The organism is Desulfonatronum zhilinae, from assembly GCF_900182865.1.
GTDB classification, from domain to species: Bacteria; Desulfobacterota; Desulfovibrionia; order Desulfovibrionales; family Desulfonatronaceae; genus Desulfonatronum; species Desulfonatronum lacustre.
The window spans coordinates 38,450-57,985 of the sequence record NZ_FXUJ01000001.1 but is presented as its reverse complement, the minus strand read 5'-3'; the positions used below and the strand labels follow the sequence as shown (position 1 = coordinate 57,985).

The 19,536-nt window shown below is 58.8% G+C and carries 14 protein-coding genes; 5 read left to right on the top strand and 9 right to left on the bottom strand.

Translation table 11 applies throughout. The annotated features are described in order from the left end of the window. Nucleotides 1–54: 54 nt before the first annotated feature. Both AC559A_RS00275 and AC559A_RS00270 read right to left on the bottom strand, forming a co-directional pair. Nucleotides 55–327, bottom strand: coding sequence for a hypothetical protein (locus AC559A_RS00275; RefSeq protein ID WP_028572905.1), 273 nt, complete (start codon nt 325–327; stop codon nt 55–57). Between the two features lie 23 nt (nt 328–350). Next, nucleotides 351–638, bottom strand: a complete 288-nt coding sequence (locus tag AC559A_RS00270) for a hypothetical protein (RefSeq protein ID WP_498815473.1) — start codon at nt 636–638, stop codon at nt 351–353. A 209-nt stretch (nt 639–847) separates the two neighbouring features. On the opposite strand from AC559A_RS00270, the gene AC559A_RS00265 reads away from it, so the two are divergent. Further along, a complete protein-coding gene (locus tag AC559A_RS00265; RefSeq protein ID WP_498815471.1) occupies nt 848–2,449 on the top strand; it encodes a sigma 54-interacting transcriptional regulator in 1,602 nt (533 codons plus the stop codon). Nucleotides 2,450–2,460: 11 nt separating this feature from the next. On the opposite strand, the gene gyrA is transcribed toward AC559A_RS00265, so the two are convergent. The 4 genes from gyrA to AC559A_RS00245 all read right to left on the bottom strand — a co-directional run bounded on the left by gyrA (nt 2,461) and on the right by AC559A_RS00245 (nt 9,316). Continuing rightward, nucleotides 2,461–4,905, bottom strand: a complete 2,445-nt coding sequence (gene gyrA, locus AC559A_RS00260; protein ID WP_035263228.1) for a DNA gyrase subunit A — start codon at nt 4,903–4,905, stop codon at nt 2,461–2,463. A 76-nt stretch (nt 4,906–4,981) separates the two neighbouring features. Further along, nucleotides 4,982–7,360: a DNA topoisomerase (ATP-hydrolyzing) subunit B gene (gene gyrB / locus AC559A_RS00255; RefSeq protein ID WP_498815469.1), complete on the bottom strand. Its 2,379-nt coding sequence runs from the start codon at nt 7,358–7,360 to the stop codon at nt 4,982–4,984. A 61-nt stretch (nt 7,361–7,421) separates the two neighbouring features. Next, entirely contained in the window at nt 7,422–8,585 is a 1,164-nt protein-coding gene (dnaN, locus tag AC559A_RS00250; RefSeq protein WP_498815468.1) for a DNA polymerase III subunit beta, read from the bottom strand. Nucleotides 8,586–8,839: 254 nt separating this feature from the next. Beyond that, nucleotides 8,840–9,316 (bottom strand): hypothetical protein, encoded by a 477-nt coding sequence (locus tag AC559A_RS00245; RefSeq protein ID WP_028572899.1) that lies wholly within the window; start codon nt 9,314–9,316, stop codon nt 8,840–8,842. Nucleotides 9,317–9,415: 99 nt separating this feature from the next. On the opposite strand from AC559A_RS00245, the gene AC559A_RS00240 reads away from it, so the two are divergent. The 4 genes from AC559A_RS00240 to AC559A_RS00225 are packed head-to-tail and all read left to right on the top strand — an operon-like array spanning nt 9,416 to nt 15,717. Then, nucleotides 9,416–10,579: a pyridoxal phosphate-dependent aminotransferase gene (locus AC559A_RS00240; protein ID WP_498815467.1), complete on the top strand. Its 1,164-nt coding sequence runs from the start codon at nt 9,416–9,418 to the stop codon at nt 10,577–10,579. A gap of 54 nt (nt 10,580–10,633) precedes the next feature. Continuing rightward, on the top strand, nt 10,634–12,514 hold the full coding sequence (locus tag AC559A_RS00235) for a hypothetical protein (RefSeq protein WP_498815466.1): 1,881 nt from the start codon (nt 10,634–10,636) through the stop codon (nt 12,512–12,514). Next, on the top strand, nt 12,511–14,412 hold the full coding sequence (locus AC559A_RS00230; RefSeq protein WP_498815464.1) for a GTPase domain-containing protein: 1,902 nt from the start codon (nt 12,511–12,513) through the stop codon (nt 14,410–14,412). The genes AC559A_RS00235 and AC559A_RS00230 overlap by 4 nt, the downstream gene beginning before the upstream one ends. Nucleotides 14,413–14,448: 36 nt before the next feature. Then, a complete protein-coding gene (locus tag AC559A_RS00225) occupies nt 14,449–15,717 on the top strand; it encodes a M48 family metallopeptidase (protein ID WP_498815463.1) in 1,269 nt (422 codons plus the stop codon). Here AC559A_RS00225 and AC559A_RS00220 read toward each other — a convergent pair. The 3 genes from AC559A_RS00220 to AC559A_RS00210 all read right to left on the bottom strand — a co-directional run bounded on the left by AC559A_RS00220 (nt 15,693) and on the right by AC559A_RS00210 (nt 19,472). Further along, the gene (locus AC559A_RS00220) at nt 15,693–16,823 is read right to left on the bottom strand and encodes a glycosyltransferase (protein WP_498815462.1); all 1,131 of its coding nucleotides are present in this window, start codon (nt 16,821–16,823) and stop codon (nt 15,693–15,695) included. The genes AC559A_RS00225 and AC559A_RS00220 overlap by 25 nt on opposite strands. 4 nt (nt 16,824–16,827) lie before the next feature. After that, entirely contained in the window at nt 16,828–18,498 is a 1,671-nt protein-coding gene (gene recJ, locus AC559A_RS00215) for a single-stranded-DNA-specific exonuclease RecJ (RefSeq protein ID WP_498815460.1), read from the bottom strand. A 95-nt stretch (nt 18,499–18,593) separates the two neighbouring features. After that, nucleotides 18,594–19,472: an HDOD domain-containing protein gene (locus AC559A_RS00210; RefSeq protein WP_498815459.1), complete on the bottom strand. Its 879-nt coding sequence runs from the start codon at nt 19,470–19,472 to the stop codon at nt 18,594–18,596. Between the last annotated feature and the right edge of the window lie 64 nt (nt 19,473–19,536).

The following is a 19,536-nucleotide window of genomic DNA, read 5'->3' as shown; positions in this document are numbered from 1 at the left end:
CGACACAACCATTCAGTGCATGCTCAAAATCGAAATCGATCGATTGCCGCCCCCTCACACCCTCGACCACCGGGTATGCGAAACCCAGCCGAACCGTGAAAAAAAGTCCGCGATTCTGGCTCCTTCCGGAGACAACTCCTCCATCCCCGGTTCCTGGTCTTTATACAGCAAAATGACGATGTCGCCTTCTCGTTCCGGACACGCCCAGACGTCAATGCAGTTCACGGCCCCCTCGCCGGAAAGGTACAGTTCCTCCGCGCTTTGTTTCGCTCGCAACCCCTCTTCGCGACTGAGCGGGCAGACGTAGATGACTTCCATTCTTTGCATGGTATCGCCTCGGCGGGGGCCGGTCAGCTTATTGCCCGGGAAAACGAAACGTCGTTTTTGATGATGAATCGCACCGCATCCATGTCCTTTTCCGACGTCGCGAAGGCGTTCAATTCCTTCAACGTATCGAAACAATGAGCCATTTTGAGATATCGCAGATTGAGAAAGTAGTACTCGCGGGACAAGACGTACGTCCTTTCCCGCGTCAGATAGAGAACGAATTTGACCTTTTCCAGCCTGACGGCGAAAATAACCTCGCCCTGAAAGACCAGATCGTCCCTGCCGGTCCTTTTGACCCTGAACTCCTGCATTTCCACGCCTCCGGGCAATATGTTCGAAGCAGTGTCGGTTTTGACGGACAGGAGTACTTTTCATTTGTCGTGCCAAGTATAAAAAACTTTTAATTTAATATGTTGCGATGATGGTCATTATTTAAAAGTCATATTTGACTAAATACTGCCCGTCAAATATGACTTTACAGCACAACCCGTTAAATATGACACACCAAGATTGACTCAAGATGGACGACAACATTTTTTTTCGGGAAGCGACGCTGCGGATTTGCAGCAGTCTGAATCTGCGGCGGGCCATGGAGCGGACCCTGGAGTTCATTCGGGAGTTTGTTCCGGCGGATGGGCTGTTTATCGGCTTGTTTGATCCGGATCTGAACATCGGGCGGACCATCGTCCGCATTTTTCCCGACCATTGGCCCAAGTCGCCGGAGTCCCTGACCGTGCCGGACGTTTCCCTGGCCTATGTGCGCCAACAGTGGCGATCCGCGCCCACGTTCAACATTATCAACGACTGGAAGGACGCGGAGCCGGCTGTTTTACCCATCCTGAAGATGACCTGGCCGGATAATACTTCGTTGCTGCGCACCGACCTGGACCTCGAAAACAAGCGCATCGGGATGCTCCTCTTGGGGGCCGAGGGCCGCGGCCGCTATACGGAGCGGCACGCCCGATTAATGAACACCCTCAACGAACCCTTTGCCGTAGCCCTGGCCAACGCTTTGCAATATCAGGAAGTGGTCCGGCTCAAGGAAATGCTTGAGGACGACAACCAATATCTGTTCAACGAGCTGCGCGGCATTACCTCCAGCGATACGATCATCGGCGCGGATCTGGGACTCCGAGAGGTAATGCTGTTGGTCCGGCAGGTCGCCCCCTTGGAAAGCCCGGTCCTGCTTCTTGGAGAAACCGGCACGGGCAAGGAACTCCTGGCCAACGCCCTGCACCGGGCTTCTCCTCGGCGGGGCGGGCCCTTTGTGAAGGTCAATTGCGGGGGGTTGCCCGAAAGCCTGCTGGACAGCGAGCTGTTCGGGCATGAAAAAGGGGCGTTCACCGGCGCCATCGCCCAGAAGCGGGGCCGGTTTGAGCGCGCCCACGGAGGCACGATTTTTTTGGATGAGATCGGCGAGCTGACTCCTGGCGCTCAGGTCAAGCTCCTCCGGGTCTTGCAGCAGAAGGAAATCGAACGGGTCGGCGGTACGCGGACCATCCCGGTGGACGTCCGGGTCATCAGCGCCACGCACCGCAATCTGGAGCAGATGGTCCGGGATGGGACGTTTCGCGAGGACCTCTGGTTCCGGCTGAACGTCTTCCCGATCATGATCCCACCCCTGCGGCACCGCCCGCAGGACATTCCCGCCCTGCTGGATCATCTGCTGACCAAAAAGTCCCGGGAGATGAAGATCACTCGTAAGGTCCGCCCGGCCCCGGGGGTCCTGGACCTGCTCAAGCAGCACTCCTGGCCCGGCAACGTGCGGGAGCTGCAGAACCTGGTGGAGCGCTCCCTGATCCAAAGCCAGAGCCAGGGTCAGAACCAGGGTCAGGTCCAAAGTCAGAATCAGGCAGCCTCGCCCGCCTCCGACGTCCTGAGCGTGGAGATGCATCCCGGCGGACCGGCCCCGGAGGGCAAACAGCCTTCCACGACGGAAGAGGACGTGCTCCCCTTTGACCATGCCGTGACCAGGCTGATCCGCGCGGCCCTGGAACGCACGGGCGGCAAGGTCATCGGCCCCGGCGGGGCCGCCGAATTGCTGGACCTGAACCCCAGCACCCTGCGGGGCAAAATGCGCAAGCTGGGGATCACCGCGCCCCGAGGCCGGGGGCGGACGTAAATTTCAACCCCCTATTCCTCGCCGTTATCCAACAATTCCTTTTCGTCAACGTCAATGCTGTCGAAGCCGACCACCATGGTGTCCGGGTCCATGCGCACCAGCATCACGCCCTGGGCGTCGCGGCCCACGCGACTGATTCCGGCCACGTTCATCCGAATGATCTTTCCGGCGCTGGTCAGGATCAACAGGTCGTCCTCCGATTGAACCAGGACCGAGCCGACCACGTTGCCGGTCTTGGGCGTCACGCGCATGTTGATCACACCTTTCCCGCCCCGGGACTGGCTGCGATAGTTCTCCAGCAGAGTTCGCTTTCCGTAACCGTTGGCCGAAACGGTCAGCACTTCATGGCGCTGGTCGTCGTCCGTGACCACGCAGGACACCACCTGATCGTCGTGGTTCAGGTCCATACCCTTGACCCCGGCCGTAGCTCGACCGGTGGAGCGGATATCCGAACAGGAAAACCGAATGGACTTGCCGTGTTTACTGATCAGGACCACCTCGGCAGAGGAGGAAATCTCCCGCACGGTAATCAGTTCGTCTTCCGGATGGAGATTGACCGCCTTCAGGCCGCTTTGCCGGCAGTTCACGTACAACTGAGCCTGGGAGCGCTTCACCACGCCCCTTTTGGTGGCGAACAGAAAATCCTTGTCGGTGGCGAAATCCTTGATGGTCATGGCCGTGGCGATGAACTCGTCCTTGTCCAGGGGCAGCAGGTTGGAGGCGTGAATGCCCCGGGCCGTGCGCGAACCTTCGGGAATGTTATAGGCCTTGATCTGATACATCCGGCCCTTGTTGGTGAACAGCAGGATGAAATTGTGATTCGTGGTGGTGAACATCTGGGCGATGATGTCCTCGGAAACCGTGGAAGCGCCGTAGATGCCGCGGCCCCCGCGCTTCTGCTGCTGATAGATGTCCATGGGCGTGCGCTTGATGTAGCCGCGCTGGGACAGGGTGACCACCACTTCCGTGTCGCCCACCAAATCTTCCATATTGATGCTGCCGGCGTCTTCCTCCACGATCACGGATCGTCGCGGGGTAGCGTATTGTTTCTTGATCTCCACCAACTCTTCACGGATGACCTGGATCAAAACCTCCACGTTTTGCAGGATGCTCTTCAGATATTCGATTCGCTTGATCAGTTCCTGGTATTCGGCCAAGAGTTTGTCCCGTTCCAGGTTGGTCAGGCGCTGTAAGCGCATGTCCAGGATGGCCTGGCTTTGGAGGTCCGTGAAGGCGAAACGGGCTATTAAGTTCTGCTTGGCTTCCGCGGGCGTCTTGGAGGACTTTATCAGTTCGATGACCTCGTCGATGTTTTCCAGGGCGATCTTCAGCCCTTCCAAAATGTGCGCCCGCTGTTCGGCCTTGTTCAAATCATACCGGGTCCGGTTCAGGACCACTTCCTTGCGGTGTTCGATGAACAGCTCCAAAACGTCTTTTAACTTCAGAAGTTGGGGCCGGTTGTGGACCACCGCCAGGGTGTTGATGTGATACCAGGATTCCAGAGGCGTAAATTTGTACAGGGAATTGATCACCACTTCCGGGATGGCGTTTTTCTTCAGATCCATGACGATTCGAATCCCATTGCGGTCGGATTCGTCCCGCAGGTCGCTGATCCCCTCCACCTTTTTTTCATGGACGATCTGAGCGATCTTTTCCACGAGATTGGCCTTGTTCAAGGCATACGGAATCTCGGTGATCACGATGGACTCGGCCTGTTTGGAGCGCTCCTCAATATCCACCTTGCCCCGGACCTTGATGGAGCCTTTGCCGGTCTTGTAAGCGTCAATGATCCCGTGCCGACCGTAGATGAACCCGGCTGTGGGAAAATCCGGACCCTTGATATATTCCAGCAGGTCCGCCAACTCGGCTTCAGGCTTGCTCAACAACAGCAGCAGGCCGTCGATCAGCTCGCCGAGATTGTGCGGAGGGATGTTCGTGGCCATGCCCACCGCGATCCCGGACGAACCGTTGAGCAGCAGGTTGGGTACCTTGGTGGGCAGAATTTCCGGCTCCTGCAAGGTGTTGTCGTAGTTGGGCCGGAAGGGAACGGTTTCCTTGTCGATGTCCTGCAAAAACTCCGACGTCAGCCTGGACATGCGCACTTCGGTGTACCGCATGGCCGCCGGAGCGTCTCCGTCCAGGGACCCGAAGTTGCCCTGCCCGTCCACCAGGGGTTCGCGCATGGAAAAATCCTGGGCCATGCGGACCATGGCGTCGTACACCGCGCTGTCGCCGTGGGGGTGATACTTACCGATCACGTCGCCGACGATACGGGCCGATTTCTTGTACGCCCGGTTGTAAGTGTTCCCCAGGTCATGCATGGCGAACAGAATTCGCCGGTGCACCGGCTTGAGCCCGTCCCGGACATCGGGGATGGCCCGGCCGATGATCACGCTCAGGGAGTACTCCAGATAGGAGCGCTGCATTTCCTCTTCAATAAATATGTTGTTCTTCACGATGGCTCCGAAAAATGGTCGGCTGGTCATGCGTCAGCCGTTCTGAACGAAAGGCCCGAAAAGGGCCGTATATAAATTAAATATCCAGCTGATCCACGAACAAGGCGTTCTTTTCGATGAAAATCCGTCGCTGTTCCACGTTGTCGCCCATCAGCCGGGAGAAAATCTGGTCCGCCTCGACGGCGTCCTCCACCTTGACCTGGAGCAGGATTCGAGCCTCGGGGTTCATGGTCGTGGACCAGAGCTGCTCGGGATTCATTTCCCCCAGACCTTTGTACCGCTGAATATTGTACATTTTTTGGGTCTCGGCCAGCAGAAAAGCATACAAGTCGAACAGGTCCATCTCCGCGACCTTGTCCTCGCCCCTGAACACCTTGAAAAACAGCGTCCCGTGTTCTTCCACGATTTTACTGATCTGGTCAAAGGATTTCATGTACCCCTTGGACTTGAAGAACTCGCCCTTGAGCTTGACGTAATAGCCGTTTTCATGGGTGAAGCGCATGAAAGCGATGGTTTCAATCTCCGACGTTTCGTGGATCACGTCCGTGAAATAGCCGTGCAGCTTCATGTACTCCTGAAAAGCCGGCAGATTGATGTCCCGCAGGTCCTCATCCAAACGCAACCGGTAGGACACCAGACGGAAAAAAAGCTCCGGAGTCAGACCCAAATTGCGCGCGTCCGAGGCAAAGGCACGGATGCGTTTCACGGCCTTGAGCAGGGACAGCAGCTTGCTGTTTTCAATGCGCAGATCCTCCTCACCATGCAGGACGAATTGGTGGGCGGTCTTTTCCAGAAGAAAAGTGTCCATTTCATCAGCGTCATGGATATATTTCTCGAAACTGGCCTTGTGGATGCGAAACAACGGAGGCTGCCCGATATAAACATGCCCCTGGTCGATCAGGGAGCGGAACTTGCGGAAAAAGAAGGTCAGCAGCAGGGTGCGGATGTGCGAGCCGTCCACGTCCGCGTCGGTCATGATAATCACCTTGTGGTAACGCAAGCGGCTCAAATCCACGTCGTCCTCTCCGGTGCCCACGCCCATGGCCGTGATCAGGGCCTGGATTTCCTTGTTGGACAAAATCTTGTCCATCCGCGTCTTTTCCACGTTCAAAATCTTGCCGCGCAGGGGCAGGATAGCCTGAAACTTTGGATTACGGCCCTGCTTGGCCGAACCGCCGGCGCTGTCGCCCTCGACGATGAACAGTTCGCTCTCCTCGGGGTTCTTGGTCTGGCAGTCAGCCAATTTTCCAGGCAGGGAAAAACCGGCCAGGGGCCCCTTGCGAACCAGTTCCTTGGCCTTGCGCGCAGCCTCCCGGGCCCGGGCCGTGTCCACGATCTTCTCGATGATCGCCTTGGCGTCCTTGGGGTTCTCCTCCAGATAGCGATTCAACGTCTCGTAGACCGAGGAAGAGACGATTCCGGCGACTTCGCTGTTGCCCAGCTTGGTCTTGGTCTGGCCCTCGAACTGGGGATCGGGGTGCTTCAGGCTGATCACCACGGTCAACCCCTCGCGCACGTCGTCTCCGGATATCTTGACCTTGCTTTTTTTGGCCGCGTCCGAGTTCGTTGCGTAATTGTTGATGGCCCTGGTCAGGGCGGACTTGAAGCCCGCCAGGTGCGATCCGCCTTCATGGGTGCAGATGTTGTTCACGAAGGTGTGAACGTTTTCCTTGTAATTGGTATTGTACTGCAAGGCGAATTCCGTGATCACACCGCCGGATTCGCTGGTTCCGGAAATGATCTGACCAATGGTCTGCTCACTGGCGTTGAGGTCCGCGACAAAGGAGACGATGCCCCCTTCGTGCTTGAAGGTGTGGACCTCGTTGTTCAAATCGTCGATGAATTCGATTTCGATCTTGCTGTTCAGGTAGGCCAGTTCATCGAACCGCTTTTTAAGCGTGTTCGGATTGAATTCCACGGTTTCAAAAATATCCTCATCCGGATGAAAGCGGATGATCGTTCCCGTATTCTGGGACGTGCCGATTTCCTTCAGTTGCGTGACCGGGACGCCTCGTTCATAGCGTTGAAAATACTTTTTGCCGTCGCGCTTGATGATAACTTCCAGGGACGAGGACAAGGCGTTGACCACGGACACGCCCACGCCGTGCAGGCCGCCGGAGACCTTGTAGGTGTCCTTGTCGAACTTCCCGCCGGCGTGCAGCACGGTCATGACCACTTCCACGGCCGGCTTCTTCTCCTTGGGATGGATATCCACCGGAATGCCGCGGCCGTCGTCGGTGACCGTGATGCTGTTGTCCAGATGGAGCTGGACCTGAATTTTGGAGCAATACCCGGCCATGGATTCGTCGATGCTGTTATCCACGACTTCATAGACAAGATGGTGCAATCCCTGGGCGCTGGTGCTGCCGATATACATGGACGGACGTTTCCGGACCGCGGAAAGGCCCTCCAGCACCGTTATGTTGCTGGCGGTATATTTTGTTTCATGTTCCATTGCGGAAAAATCCTTCTGTTGCTTTCTTCCCTGGCGAGCAGGTCATGATCGAGTCTGATCGCTACGCTTCCGTGTCCGTATCCGTGTACACCACTTCTTCGGATATCTGCATGGGCATAATCAGCACTTTATAGTCCGGATCATTGATGTCTTCGATAAAACACGGTCCATCCGGGCTGGTGAAGTGAAAATGGATTTGATCCGTTTCGAAGTGAGAGAGAATTTCAATCATATCCCGTGTTGGAAAGGCTATCTTCTTCAAATTCCCCTGAAACACGACATCCAGAAATTCCTTGGCTTCACCCTTTTCCTCGGATTGGACATCCATCTGCACCATGCCTTCGCTGAACTCGAAAAACGTGCACATGCTGTTTTCCGTATTGAAGATCAGAATCCGGTCCAGGGCATCCACCAAACCCCGGCGATCCACGTCCATCCCGCTGGGATCCGGCGCGGCGTGTTTGGCCAGCAACTGGTTGTAGTCCGGATATTCATACAAGGAGAGGGGAAGACTGATGTTCTCCTTGTGATCCACGGAACGGCAATAAAACCGATTGTTCTGGATGTTCAGTTCGATTTCCTTCAAGGGAATCATGCGTTTCAGTTCGTGGAGATACTTTTTGCTGATCAAAATGCCTTGTTCCGGCAACAGATTTTGCAGTCCTTCGTGCTCCAGTTTGCACAGGGCCAGCTGATGGCCGTTCAGACCGCAAAAATCGACTTTTTGGTCCTTGGCCGCGTATTTCAAAAGCATGCAGTTGAAAGCCTGCAACGTGTCGTCGTCGCTCACGGAATAGGAAACCTTGTCGATGATCGTGGAGAGGGTCTCTCCGGACAGGGAAACGGCGTTTTCCTCGGGAAAGACGGAAAGCGGCTGAAACCAGTAGTTCTCATTGATGGGCAAGACATATTTGCGCTTGTTTTGCTTGATTACCAGGTTTTTGGCTTCCTCTTCCACCAGAAATTGCAGCTCTCCAGGATGGAGTTTGCGGATCAGATCGTACAGATGGCGTCCGTTGACGCCCACCAGTCCGTCTTCCCTGACTTGTGGAGAGAAGACGCCGAAAAACTCGATGTTCGAATCCGTGGCCATGATCCGCAATTGGTCGTTTTCCACCTTGAGCCACGTTGATCGGAGATACACGGCTCCGGTCTTCACGCTGGTGATCTGGGCGGCCTGTTGCAAGGCTGGGAGAATTTCTTCTCTCTGTATAAGAAATTTCATATAAATACTCCTCTTGTTATGAGCATTGTCACTTTGTTGGTATTCAACGTATCTCTTTGATTTGTTTTATTAAAATAATGTCATTTCAAGGGTGCGGAACAGAATCTTCGATGTTCCTTTGGGGGGGTGGTTCATGGGTGGAGGTATGTTCTGTTCGTAAAAAACGAAGATATGTACCATGGTTTTCCTATCTTTGTCATCATGTTTAAATAATGAGATTTTTTGATTCATATATCAGGCCTGAACCGCGATGATCAAATCGAGTTGCGAACATCGAAAAACCGTCCTTGGCAATCCCGTTGACCAGTGTCTGGATCGCCTTGCCGCAAGGCGCACCCGAAACACCCGCTGGCCCCCCCGCCGCCCCTGGCCCGCCACGGCCAGAAGGTCAACACCGCGTATGCGCGGTTGAACCGGCCTCCGGGAAGATATCGGACGTCAAGCAAAACCATGGCCTGATCCAAAATCGGAGTCCAGGGCGGCAGCGGAGCGCACCCGTGTTCTCGAACCTGGGGAATATGGGCGACCAGCGTTTCCATGATCCGCCGGGTCATTCGTTGATGAAGGGCGAATGCCGCACTGGGCGAAGAATTCCATGCCCGGTCCAGAATATGTTCCAGATCCCGGTCGAACCACGTCAGGAAATATCCTTCTCCGGCGGCGTGAAACAGGTGCTGATGGTGATAGCTGGCAAAATCGGATTCTGAAAGGAGGGGAGACTGGTCGGTCAAACTTTTCTTTCCATTCGTCCTGGCATAGAGTTTGGGATTGCGGTCGCGGGCAAAATCCCGGATAGAAACCCGCGATCAAATCGCATTGGAGCGTACATCATGAGTCGACATCGCTGTACCGGCATGAAGCCGTTTTATGTAATGGAAGTTCTTGAGAAATGTCAAAGCATCGCCTGCCAGGGACACGATGTGATCCACATGCAGATCGGCGAGCCGGACTTCGACACCCCGGAGTGCATCAAGCAGGCCGCCTGTAAGGCCTTGATGGACGGCCACACCCACTATACCCACAGTCAGGGGATCATCGAGCTTCGGGAGGCCATCTGCCGCCATTACCAGGAAACCTACGGCGTTGAGGTCCATCCGGACCAGATCATCGTCACCGCCGGCACTTCGCCGGCCATGTTCCTGGTTTTTTCCGCTTTGTTGGCCATGGGTGAGGAAATCATCGTCTCAGACCCCCACTATGCCTGTTATCTGAACTTTATCCGTTTTGTCGGCGGCGTGCCGGTGTGCGTGCCCACGCTGGAGGAGGACGGGTTCCAGTTCCGGCCCGAGGACGTGCGATCCAGAATCACGCCCAAAACCCGCGGTCTCCTGATCAACTCCCCGTCCAATCCCACCGGGACCCTGCTCTGCGCTGAACGGATGCAAAACCTTGCCCGAATGTGCGCCGAGTCGGAAGGGCATCCCTGGATTCTTTCCGACGAGATCTATCACGGCCTGGTCTACGAGGGCCGGGAGCGCAGCGTCCTTGAGTTTACGGATCGGGCCTTCGTCTTCAACGGATTCTCCAAGGCCTACGCCATGACCGGCTGGCGCTTGGGCTACGTCATCGCGCCCAGGGAATTCATCCCCACCCTGCGCATCCTGCACCAGAACTTCTTTATTTCCGCCAACGCCATGGCCCAATGGGCCGGCATCGCTGCCCTGGAATCCGCCGGGCCGGACGTGGCCCGGATGCGGGCCGTCTATGATCAGCGGCGCAAGTTCCTGGTCCGCCGACTGCGGGAACTGGGCCTGGGCGTCGCCGTGAAACCCACCGGCGCCTTCTATATCCTGGCCAATGCCCGGCACCTGGGAGCGGACTCTCTCAAGCTGGCCTTCGATATCCTGGACAAGGCCAAGATCGGCGTGGCCCCGGGCATCGACTTCGGCGCCAACGCCGAAGGCTTTTTGCGCTTTTCTTACGCCAATTCCCTGGAAAATTTGGAGGAGGGCATGCGTCGGCTGGAGGGGTATATTGAGCAGTATGGCGTGTAATTTTTCAATAATAGCAGTTTTTTAATTTAATATATTGCTGATGAGCGATTCGTCATGTTGCAAACCGAATTTTCATCATCCATTCAGCGGCAACTCAGCCGCCTTCTGGAATGCGTGCCCAGGGTGCATCGGGCCATGGGCCGCGAGGATGTTGATCTGAAGTGTCTGCCTGGGTGGTCCGAGTTGGTGGGCAGGCCGGGGCGGATTCTTGTTCATGGGGGCAGGGTATGTCTGGTCTGCGTGCTTTTCGGGCCCAGCGGAGCCGGGAAAAGCACGGTTTTTCGGCTGCTGACCGGCATTCCCGTGCCTGCCGGGGAAACGCGGCGGCCCATGACCTTCAACTGCACCGTGGGCGTTCCGGAACCGTTGCGGGAGGACCTGGACCTGGACGAACTCTTTCCCGGCTACCGGATGCATCCGTTGACCGAGATGGACGTGCTCCGTGACGGGAAGCGACCGGCGACGGACCTTTTTTTTCAGTATTACCCGGATTATCAATCGGTTCACCAACCGGTTCGCCAACCAGTTCACCAGTCGGAATCGGCCTGGCTGATCCTGGTGGACGTGCCGGATTTCAATACCGTGGAGCGGGGCAACCGGTCCCGGGCCGAGGCCATGCTCGGGCGGGCGGAGACCGTGGTCTTCATGGTTTATCCCGAAGCGTACAAGGACGCCGCGGTCATGGAGCAGTTGCGCATCGCCGCCGGGCGGGCCGGGCATCTGGTCTACGTGATCACCAAGCTGTCGGCTCCCGCCGAGGCTGACGCAGCCCGGGACATCTGGGAGGATGTCTTGAATCATGTCCGACAGGCTCCGGAATTTCAGGATTTGCGAGGGGATGGACGGCGGATCGGCGCGTTTTTGGAACAGGCGGCGGTGTATTATGCGCCGCGCGATGCTTTACCGAAATTGGAGGGTATCCGGCCGTTGGATTCGGATGGTCCGGATTTTTGGTCCCTGATCAAGGGCCAGGACGCCGTGGGGGTGTACTGGTCCAATCTCCTGGAGGTCGTGGATCAGGGGCTGACCGCGGCCCAGGGACTGGCTCGGGAAGCCGTGGCGATCCGGGACGACCTGCGCGGGCGTCTGAAGACCGCGGATCAGCGAATCGTCGAGGTCAGCGAGCGGATCGCCGGGTCCCAGTTTCCCGCCGGGGAGTTGGTGGAGTTGATCATTGACGTGGTCAAGGAAAGTCGGCCCGGCTGGTTGCGGATCGTCACGTTTCCCATGGCCCAGGCAGCGGGCATGCTGTTTTCCGTACGCAAATTGTTCACACGGTTTCGCAAGACCGAAGGCCGTGCGGTGTTGCGGGATCGCCGACAACTGGAACAGCGGCGCTTGGAAGAAGCCGTGGACGTGCTTTTGGAAGCCTGGCGACGGGATTTTTCCACGGAGGCGGAGTTGTTTTCCGCGCAGAACTGCCGGGAAGCGGCCCGGCAGTTTCAGGAACACGAACCGCCCCCGGTGCGCGACGATTGGAAGGAGGCGCTCCGGGCCGACGTCCGGGACTGGTCACGACAGCATCCCTGGTACGGCTCCCTGGTGGGAACGTTGTCGGAAATGCTGGTATTGCTGGGCGGCGCGGCATTGGTTTTGGATCTGGCCGTGTCCGGGGGAGTCTTTGGCGCTATGGGTCAGCTCGGCGTGGCCGGGGCCGCAGGGGCCGGGAGTCTGGGTGCGGGAACGGTGTTGAAGATGTTCGAGGAACTCAAACTCAAGGATATCTTGGAAAAGGCCGACGCCAAATGGCGGGCCCAGCGTCGGGATGAATTGGAGGCCCATCTGCGCGAGCATCTCGCGGAACCGTTTTTTGCGCAGGGTTGGCAAGAGCGGATTCGCGCCCTGAATGAGGCCGATCCTGAAGCCTGTCTGGCCGCCGCGGAGGCGATTCGGGCGGATTGGCCAAAACACGGCGAACCAGGAGACCATCCATGACCGCGCCACAATTATTTTCCCGGCGGATCGTCGCCAGGATTCAGGAGCTGATCCAGGAAGTCCGGTCATTCGACCGCCTTTCCGCGGCCCAGACCATGGCCCTGCGCCTGGAGCGGGCCGTGACCGTCCTGGATGGCGAAGCAGCCGGTTCTGGTGGTTTCGAAGGATATCTGGACCGTCCGGTGTGCATCGTGCTGCTGGGGGGGACCGGGGTGGGTAAGTCCGAACTGTTCAACGCCCTGCTGGACAAGCCCGGTCTCAGCCCGACCTCGGCCACGATTCGCCCCAAGACCACTCACGCCCATGTCGCGGCGGCTCCGGCGGACAAACAGCATCTCACCTTTCTGGACGAAGCGGATGTGGTGACCATTGATCACCGCTTGTCCGGAACGGTTCTTATCGACGCTCCGGACGTGGACAGCACGGAGTCCGTGCATCTGGAGCGCACCCGTCGGTTGGTGGAACGGGCGGACATCGTGGTCTACGTCGGCAGCCCGGACAAGCGGGCCAATTTCAGGGTCCAGGACGAGGTCCGGCGCTGGGCGGCCCGCAAGCGCTGGTTTTTCGTGCTGAATAAGCTGGACCAGATTCCGGAGCAGGACCGGGAGGCCGTGTGCGCGGATTTTCTGGGCCGGGTGCGGGAACTGGGCTTTGACCTGGACCTGGACGGTTTTTTCGCGGTCAGTGCGGTGGCGGCGCAAAACGGTGCAAATGGGTTGAACGAGCGTCTGGAACGGCTGCGCGCGGCCCTGTTCGCCCACCGGGCCAGGGAGCAGGTCCGGGCTCTGCGCGTGGAGGACGCGTTCAACCAGATCCGGCACGCCCTTTCCGGATCAGCGCGCGGAGACCTGGAGACGTTGCATCAAACCCTGTTGACCCATGAGCGGGAATTGGACCAGCGGGTGCGCACGGTTTTTTTACGTGCCGTATCCACGGCCCAAAGCCGGGACATGCTGCGTCGGATCATTCGCGAACAGGCCTGGCGGGCTGCTCCGGGCCGCGTGGGCGGCTTTCTGGCCCTGCCGGTCTGGATGCGCGGGCGGTTGGCCTTTTCCAGCCTGGCCTATCACCTGGCCAGGATGTCCGCGGGCGGGCCGTCCCTTACCAGGATGCTCCGGGCCGGGTGGCACGCGGCCAAGGCCGCCTGGCAGGAGATTTTACCCATGCGGACCATCCTGCAAGGGTTTTCCGCCGAAGAGGAACGCCGATTGACCGAGGTTGTCCAGGATGCGCGCAGAACCTTGCAGGACCTCGGACTGGACCGGCTGGACGGCGCGAAACCATCAGTTCCTGAACCACCGGCTTCGTCGCCTGAAGCGGAGCAGGCCCTTTGGACGGCCCGGCTGCTGCATCAAAGCCTGAACGTGCTGCGCTCCCAAGGCGTGTTGCCCCGGACGTCGGAACACTTGGAGCAGGACCGGCGCACCCGGGAAATTTTCCAAGAGCGCCTTGAACAGGCCGTGCTTGCCAGTGCCGACCAACTGGCCGTCCAGCGCCTGGGCCTCGCACACACCCTGGCGGGCAATCTCCTGCCGGTGCTGGTCTTCGGCCATGCCGCCCTGCGTCTGGTTCTTGGTTGGCTGGATGGAGAGTGGCTGCCCTTTGATTTCTATCTGACCGCCGTGGCGGTGTTCCTGATCAGCCTGCTTCCCGGATACCTGCTCGTTTCCGTCTCCCTGAGCCGCTCCGGCGACCTCCCCCCGCCGGAACAACTGGTCCAGGCCCTGGACGCTCCGGCGGAAACCGAATCGCTGCGTCGGGTGCGCGAAGGGATCGAAGACCTGTTGAACCAAGTCCGGGATCTGGAGGACGCCCTGCGGGTGAACCTGGAAGTGCTGCGACAGGAATTGGACCCCTCGCGCTTTGGAGCCGCGGTTCATGAAGCGGTAAACGATTAGCAAACTTATCAACTTGTAATATATGATTTTATAAAGATGCAAACATTGATTCTCATCGTGGTTTCGGCCGCCTTGCTCGCCAAGGTGATTTGGGAAGGCTGGTTGATCCTTTTGAACATGCGTGAGGTGCGCCGTCGGAGGCATGCGCCGCCAAAGGCCTTGCGCGAGGTGATGGATGAGGCGACGTATCGCAAGTCCGTGGAATACACTCTGGCCAAAAGCCGATTCGGGCTGTTCGGCGAGGTGTATGGAGCGGCGGTCCTGGTGGCGGTGCTTTTTTCCGGGCTGTTGCCGTGGGCATACGACCTGTTCGGCGGTGGGTCGTCGGCTTCAGTCTGGCGGGAGGGGCTGTATCTGGTTGCCGTGATGATCCTGCTCTCCCTGCCCGGCCTGCCCCTGGATCACCATGCCCAGTTTCGGCTGGAGGAGCGATTCGGATTCAACAACAGCACGATGCGGTTGTGGATCACGGACAAGATCAAGGGGGTGATCCTGGGCGTGGTCATCGCCCTGCCCCTGCTGGCCGGGATATTGTTCCTGATCGACTGGATCGGACCTTGGTGGTGGATCTGGGCCTTTGTGCTTTTTTTCGTCTTTCAACTGGCGATGATGGTGCTCTATCCCATGCTGATCCTGCCCTGGTTCAACACGTTGACCCCGCTCCCGGAGGGTGAACTTCGGCAGCGGCTGATGGCCCTGGCGGACCGGACCGGATTCAAGGCCAAGACCATCCAGGTCATGGACGGCAGCAAGCGGTCCGGCCATTCCAACGCCTTTTTCACCGGGTTCGGGCGGTTCCGGCGGATCGTGCTCTTCGACACCCTGATCGAGCAGTTGTCGGAGGAAGAGTTGGAAGCCGTGCTGGCCCATGAAATCGGCCACTACAAACTTGGCCATATGCCGAAAATGCTGGCCCTGTCCGCCGGATTCGGGCTGGTCTCCTTCGCGCTGTTGGCCTGGCTGCTGCAAAGCCCGGCGTTCATCGAAGCGTTCGGGTTTAATCACGCGCAAAGCGGCGCGGGTCCGGCCTTTCTGCTCTTCGGCCTGCTGGCCGGGTTGTTCACGTTTTGGCTTTCTCCGCTGATGAACCGGCTTTCCCGCAACCATGAATATCAGGCGGATCGTTTTGCCCGGGAAAAAGGATCAGGCGCCAACCCGATGATCGGGGCCCTGCGCAAGCTCAGTGAGAAGAACCTCTCCAACCTGACCCCCCACCCCCTGTACAGCGCATTCCACTATTCCCACCCCACGCTGCTGGAACGCGAGGCGGCCCTGTCCGGTCAGGATCGCGGCAGGTCGGCGTAGAGTCGAAGGTGACGATGGCCCATGTGTTCCATTTGGAACAGTCGGATAAAGCGGTCCTGGGCGGTTTTGGCAAGCTGGTTGCCGAGGCGTGGATTTCTGAGAATGTCCAGGGCCGAGGCGGCCAGGCGGTTCACGTCGCCCGGAGGCGTCAGCAATCCGCTGTGCTCATGGATGATCTGCTCGGGAATGCCGCCGCTGGCAAAGGCCGCGCAGGGCAGGCCGCGGGACATGGCTTCGAGAATGATCAGGGGGTGGTTGTCCGCCAGGCTGGGATAGACCAGCACGTCCGCCGCGCCCATGCAGCGGGAGAGGTGTTCCTGGTCCAGATAGGGCAGCTCGAGAAAGTCCCCTGAACGGCGCAGTGCGTCTCCGCCCACGGCCAGAGCCACGGCCCGGGGCTCGCCCTTTTTGATGTGTTTCCATATCCGGTCCCACAGGTGTCCACCTTTGTACCTGGCCTGTTTGCCGCCATGGGCCACGAAGAGGACGACTTTCCCCGCGACGTCGATGCCCAGTTCCCGCTTCATGGCCGTTCTGACGGCGGCTGATTTGATTGCCAATGGGCCGGGCCTTTCCGGGACGGCGTTGGGGATGGTTTGGATTCGGGCCTGGGGATGGCTTTCCCGGACCATGCGGCCCAACCAGGCCGAGGGAACGATCAGGAGCGGGTGGAGCACTTCCAGCAGTCGGAGCACGGCCTGATGGTGGTGGGCCGGAGCGGGCAGGTTTTGGGGGCAGGCCTCCCGGCAACCGGTTTTCCAAAACCCGCACTCCAGCGGATAGGCGCAGCCTCCGGTGAGCAGGCGACAGTCGTGGAGGGTGATCACCAGTCCGTGAGGATTGGCGGCGAATCCTTCCAGGCACGTGGGCCAATCGGCTGAGCCGTGAAGGTGGACGACGATTTGGCTGCTTGGAAGGTTGCTTGAATGCCGGACATGCCCGGCAACCGCGGATGGTTGAAGACGCTGTCCGGAATCGGCGCCGTCCTGGATCTCGAAGGAATGAGAGCTGGTGACTTCTTGCCTGGAAAGCCAGTCCATGAGGTTGAGGGCGACACGGGCCGTGCCGCCTTGGGATTGCAAGGTCGTATGGTGATGAACATGCACGGCGTCATCCCTGGAGCGCCCAATCCCGCAAGGCAAGTTCGATGCTGGTCACGCCGTTGAATTCGTTGAATTTCGGAGTGTAGGCCAGGAACATGGACTTCCCGGCAACGCTTCGGGGCAGGTTTTCGGCCTGGTTCCAGGCCTTGGCCCGCATGGTCACCCCGGCCTCGTCGTCGCGCAGATCCAGGAATACATGGTCCGCGCCCACTGGTTTACGGTTGCGCACGGTCACCGAAGGGGAGAGAAACAGCGGCTTGGGGTTGTCCGCTCCGTAAGGGGCCAGGAGCTCCAGCTCCTTGAGCAGATCGTAGTCGATTTCCCCGAAGTTCAACGGCGCGTCCAGGATCAGGGTGGGCTTGGGCGGGGTATTGTCCAGGGCCCGGGCCGCCGCGGCATTGAAGGCTTCCTGAAAGGCCGCGAGGTTGTCCCGGCGCAGCCGCAGCCCGGCAGCCTGGCTGTGACCGCCGAAACCGTCCAGCAGGTGTTGGCAGGCCACGAGCCCCTCGTAGAGCGAAAACTCCGGGATGCTCCGCCCGGACCCCTTGAGGTGGCCGGATTCGTGGTCCGTGAGGATGATGGCCGGACGGTAATGGGTTTCCGCGACCTTGGAGGCGATAATCCCGATGACGCCTTCGTGCCAGTGCGGAGCGTGCAGTACCAGTCCGAAGCGGCCTTTCTGTTCCAGGGCCAAGCGCAGGGCTTCCTCCTGGATTTCCTTGCCGATCTCCCGGCGGTGGGTGTTGTAGCCGTCCAATTCCTTGGCCAGTTCACGGGCCTCGGTCATGTCCCGGGCCAGCAGCAGGCGCAGGGCGGTTTCGGCATGACCCAGCCGGCCGGCGGCATTGATCCGGGGGGCCAGACCAAATCCCACCCGGTCCTCGTCCAGCACCGCGCCTGGTTTGTATCCGCAGACTTCCTTCAGGGCCACGATGCCCGGACGTTTCCCCTCCTTGAGCATGGTCAGACCGTTCTTGGCCAGAATCCGGTTTTGTCCGGTCAGTTCCACGATGTCCGCCACAGTGCCCAAGGCTACCAGATCCAGAAATTGACGCATGTCCAGAGGTTCGCCGGGAAGCATCCGGTTGAGCACCGCGGCCAGAAGAAAGGCCACGCCCACCCCGGCCAGATTGGGGCACGGGCAGTCGCCGATCTTGGGGTTCATGATCGCGTCCGCGGCCGGAAGGTCGGGGCCGGGCAGATGGTGGTCGGAAACCACCACGGTCATGCCCAATTCCTTGGCCCGGGCCACTTCCCGGAGATGGCTGATGCCGCAGTCCACGGTGATCAACAAGCCGATCCCGCGCCGGGCCAGGTCCTCAATACCGGTAATGTTCAGTCCGTAGCCCTCGGTCTGGCGATGGGGAATATGGTGGTCCGCCTCGACGCCTCTGGCCTGGAAAAAAAGCAGCAGGAGCGCGGTGCTGGTAATCCCGTCCACGTCGTAGTCGCCCCAAATGGCCGGTTTCCTGCCTTGGGCGATGGCTTTGGCAAGGGTTTCTCCGGCAGCGGTCAGGCCGCACCATTGCTCCGGTTGGGCCAGATGTCGCAGTCCGGGAGACAGGAACAAATCCATTTCCTCGGTCGTGCGTACTCCGCGGCTCCAGAGCAGATTGACCAGAAGCGGGGAAATATCCAGGTCGGCGGCCAGGTTCCTGACGTGACGTCGTTCGGGCAAAGCGGAGCGAAACCTCCACGTTTTGTCGGGGAAGGTGGGGAGTGTGTGCATGATGATGACAAGGGACGGTGCTGATCAGAAGGATTTTTGGGGCTTTATGCGGCAATTCCCAGGCCCCGCAGGAACATATCGGTCCGGCCCGAGGCCCGCATTTCGGGAATTAAATTGTGTTCGAGGTCTTCAGGAAGCTGGAGGTCGCGAATGTCCTTGGCGGGAAGATTTGTTTCGGGCCAGTCGCGTCCATGATGATCAAGCTGATGAAGCACCAGAACGTCCGCCAGCCGGATCATCCTGGCTTGCATCCCGAAATCCTTGGCCAGCTCAGGGGCATGATGCCAGTTGATGGGTTCGGTCAGGGAAGCGGGCAAAAACCAGGATTTCAGGGTCATCGCGCCGATCAGGGAGTGGTCCAGCCCCCAATAGGCGTCTTCGGCCATGAACAGCGGAACATTTTTCGTCGAACGAAGCTCAAGGATGGCTTTCCAGTCGTTGGGGCGGTACAGGGCGGTGATCATCTTGCCCAGGTCATGGAGCAGGCCGATGGTGAACAGTTCCTCAGGATCGGCGCCCGGAGCGTGGCCGGCCATGATTTTGGCGGCATGGGCCACGTCCACTTGGTGTCGCCAATGGGTCGAAACGTCGAACAGGGTAGCATCCAAGCGTTGTTCCAGGGAGCGGATGTTCAAAAGCAGAACCAGTTTACGGACTTCCTGGAGTCCCAGGATCATCACGGCCCGATGCACGGAGCCGACTTGGGACTGCAATCCGTAATAGGCCGAATTGGCCATGGTCAGAATGCGAACGGTCAGTCCCTGATCTTTCTCGACGACCTTGGCGATGTCCACCAGCGACGAACTGGATTGCTCGCTGGTCAGCAAAAACAGCGTCTGGAACAGTTGCGGGGAAACCGGAAGATCCTGTTGGATTTCTGGTATTTGGTTTAAAAAATCCTGCCCTCTGGTGTGAAAGGCCACCGAAACTCCCTTTGAGGTTAGGTCTCGAAGCATGACGTGACCGACGGAGCGAATCGTGAGATTG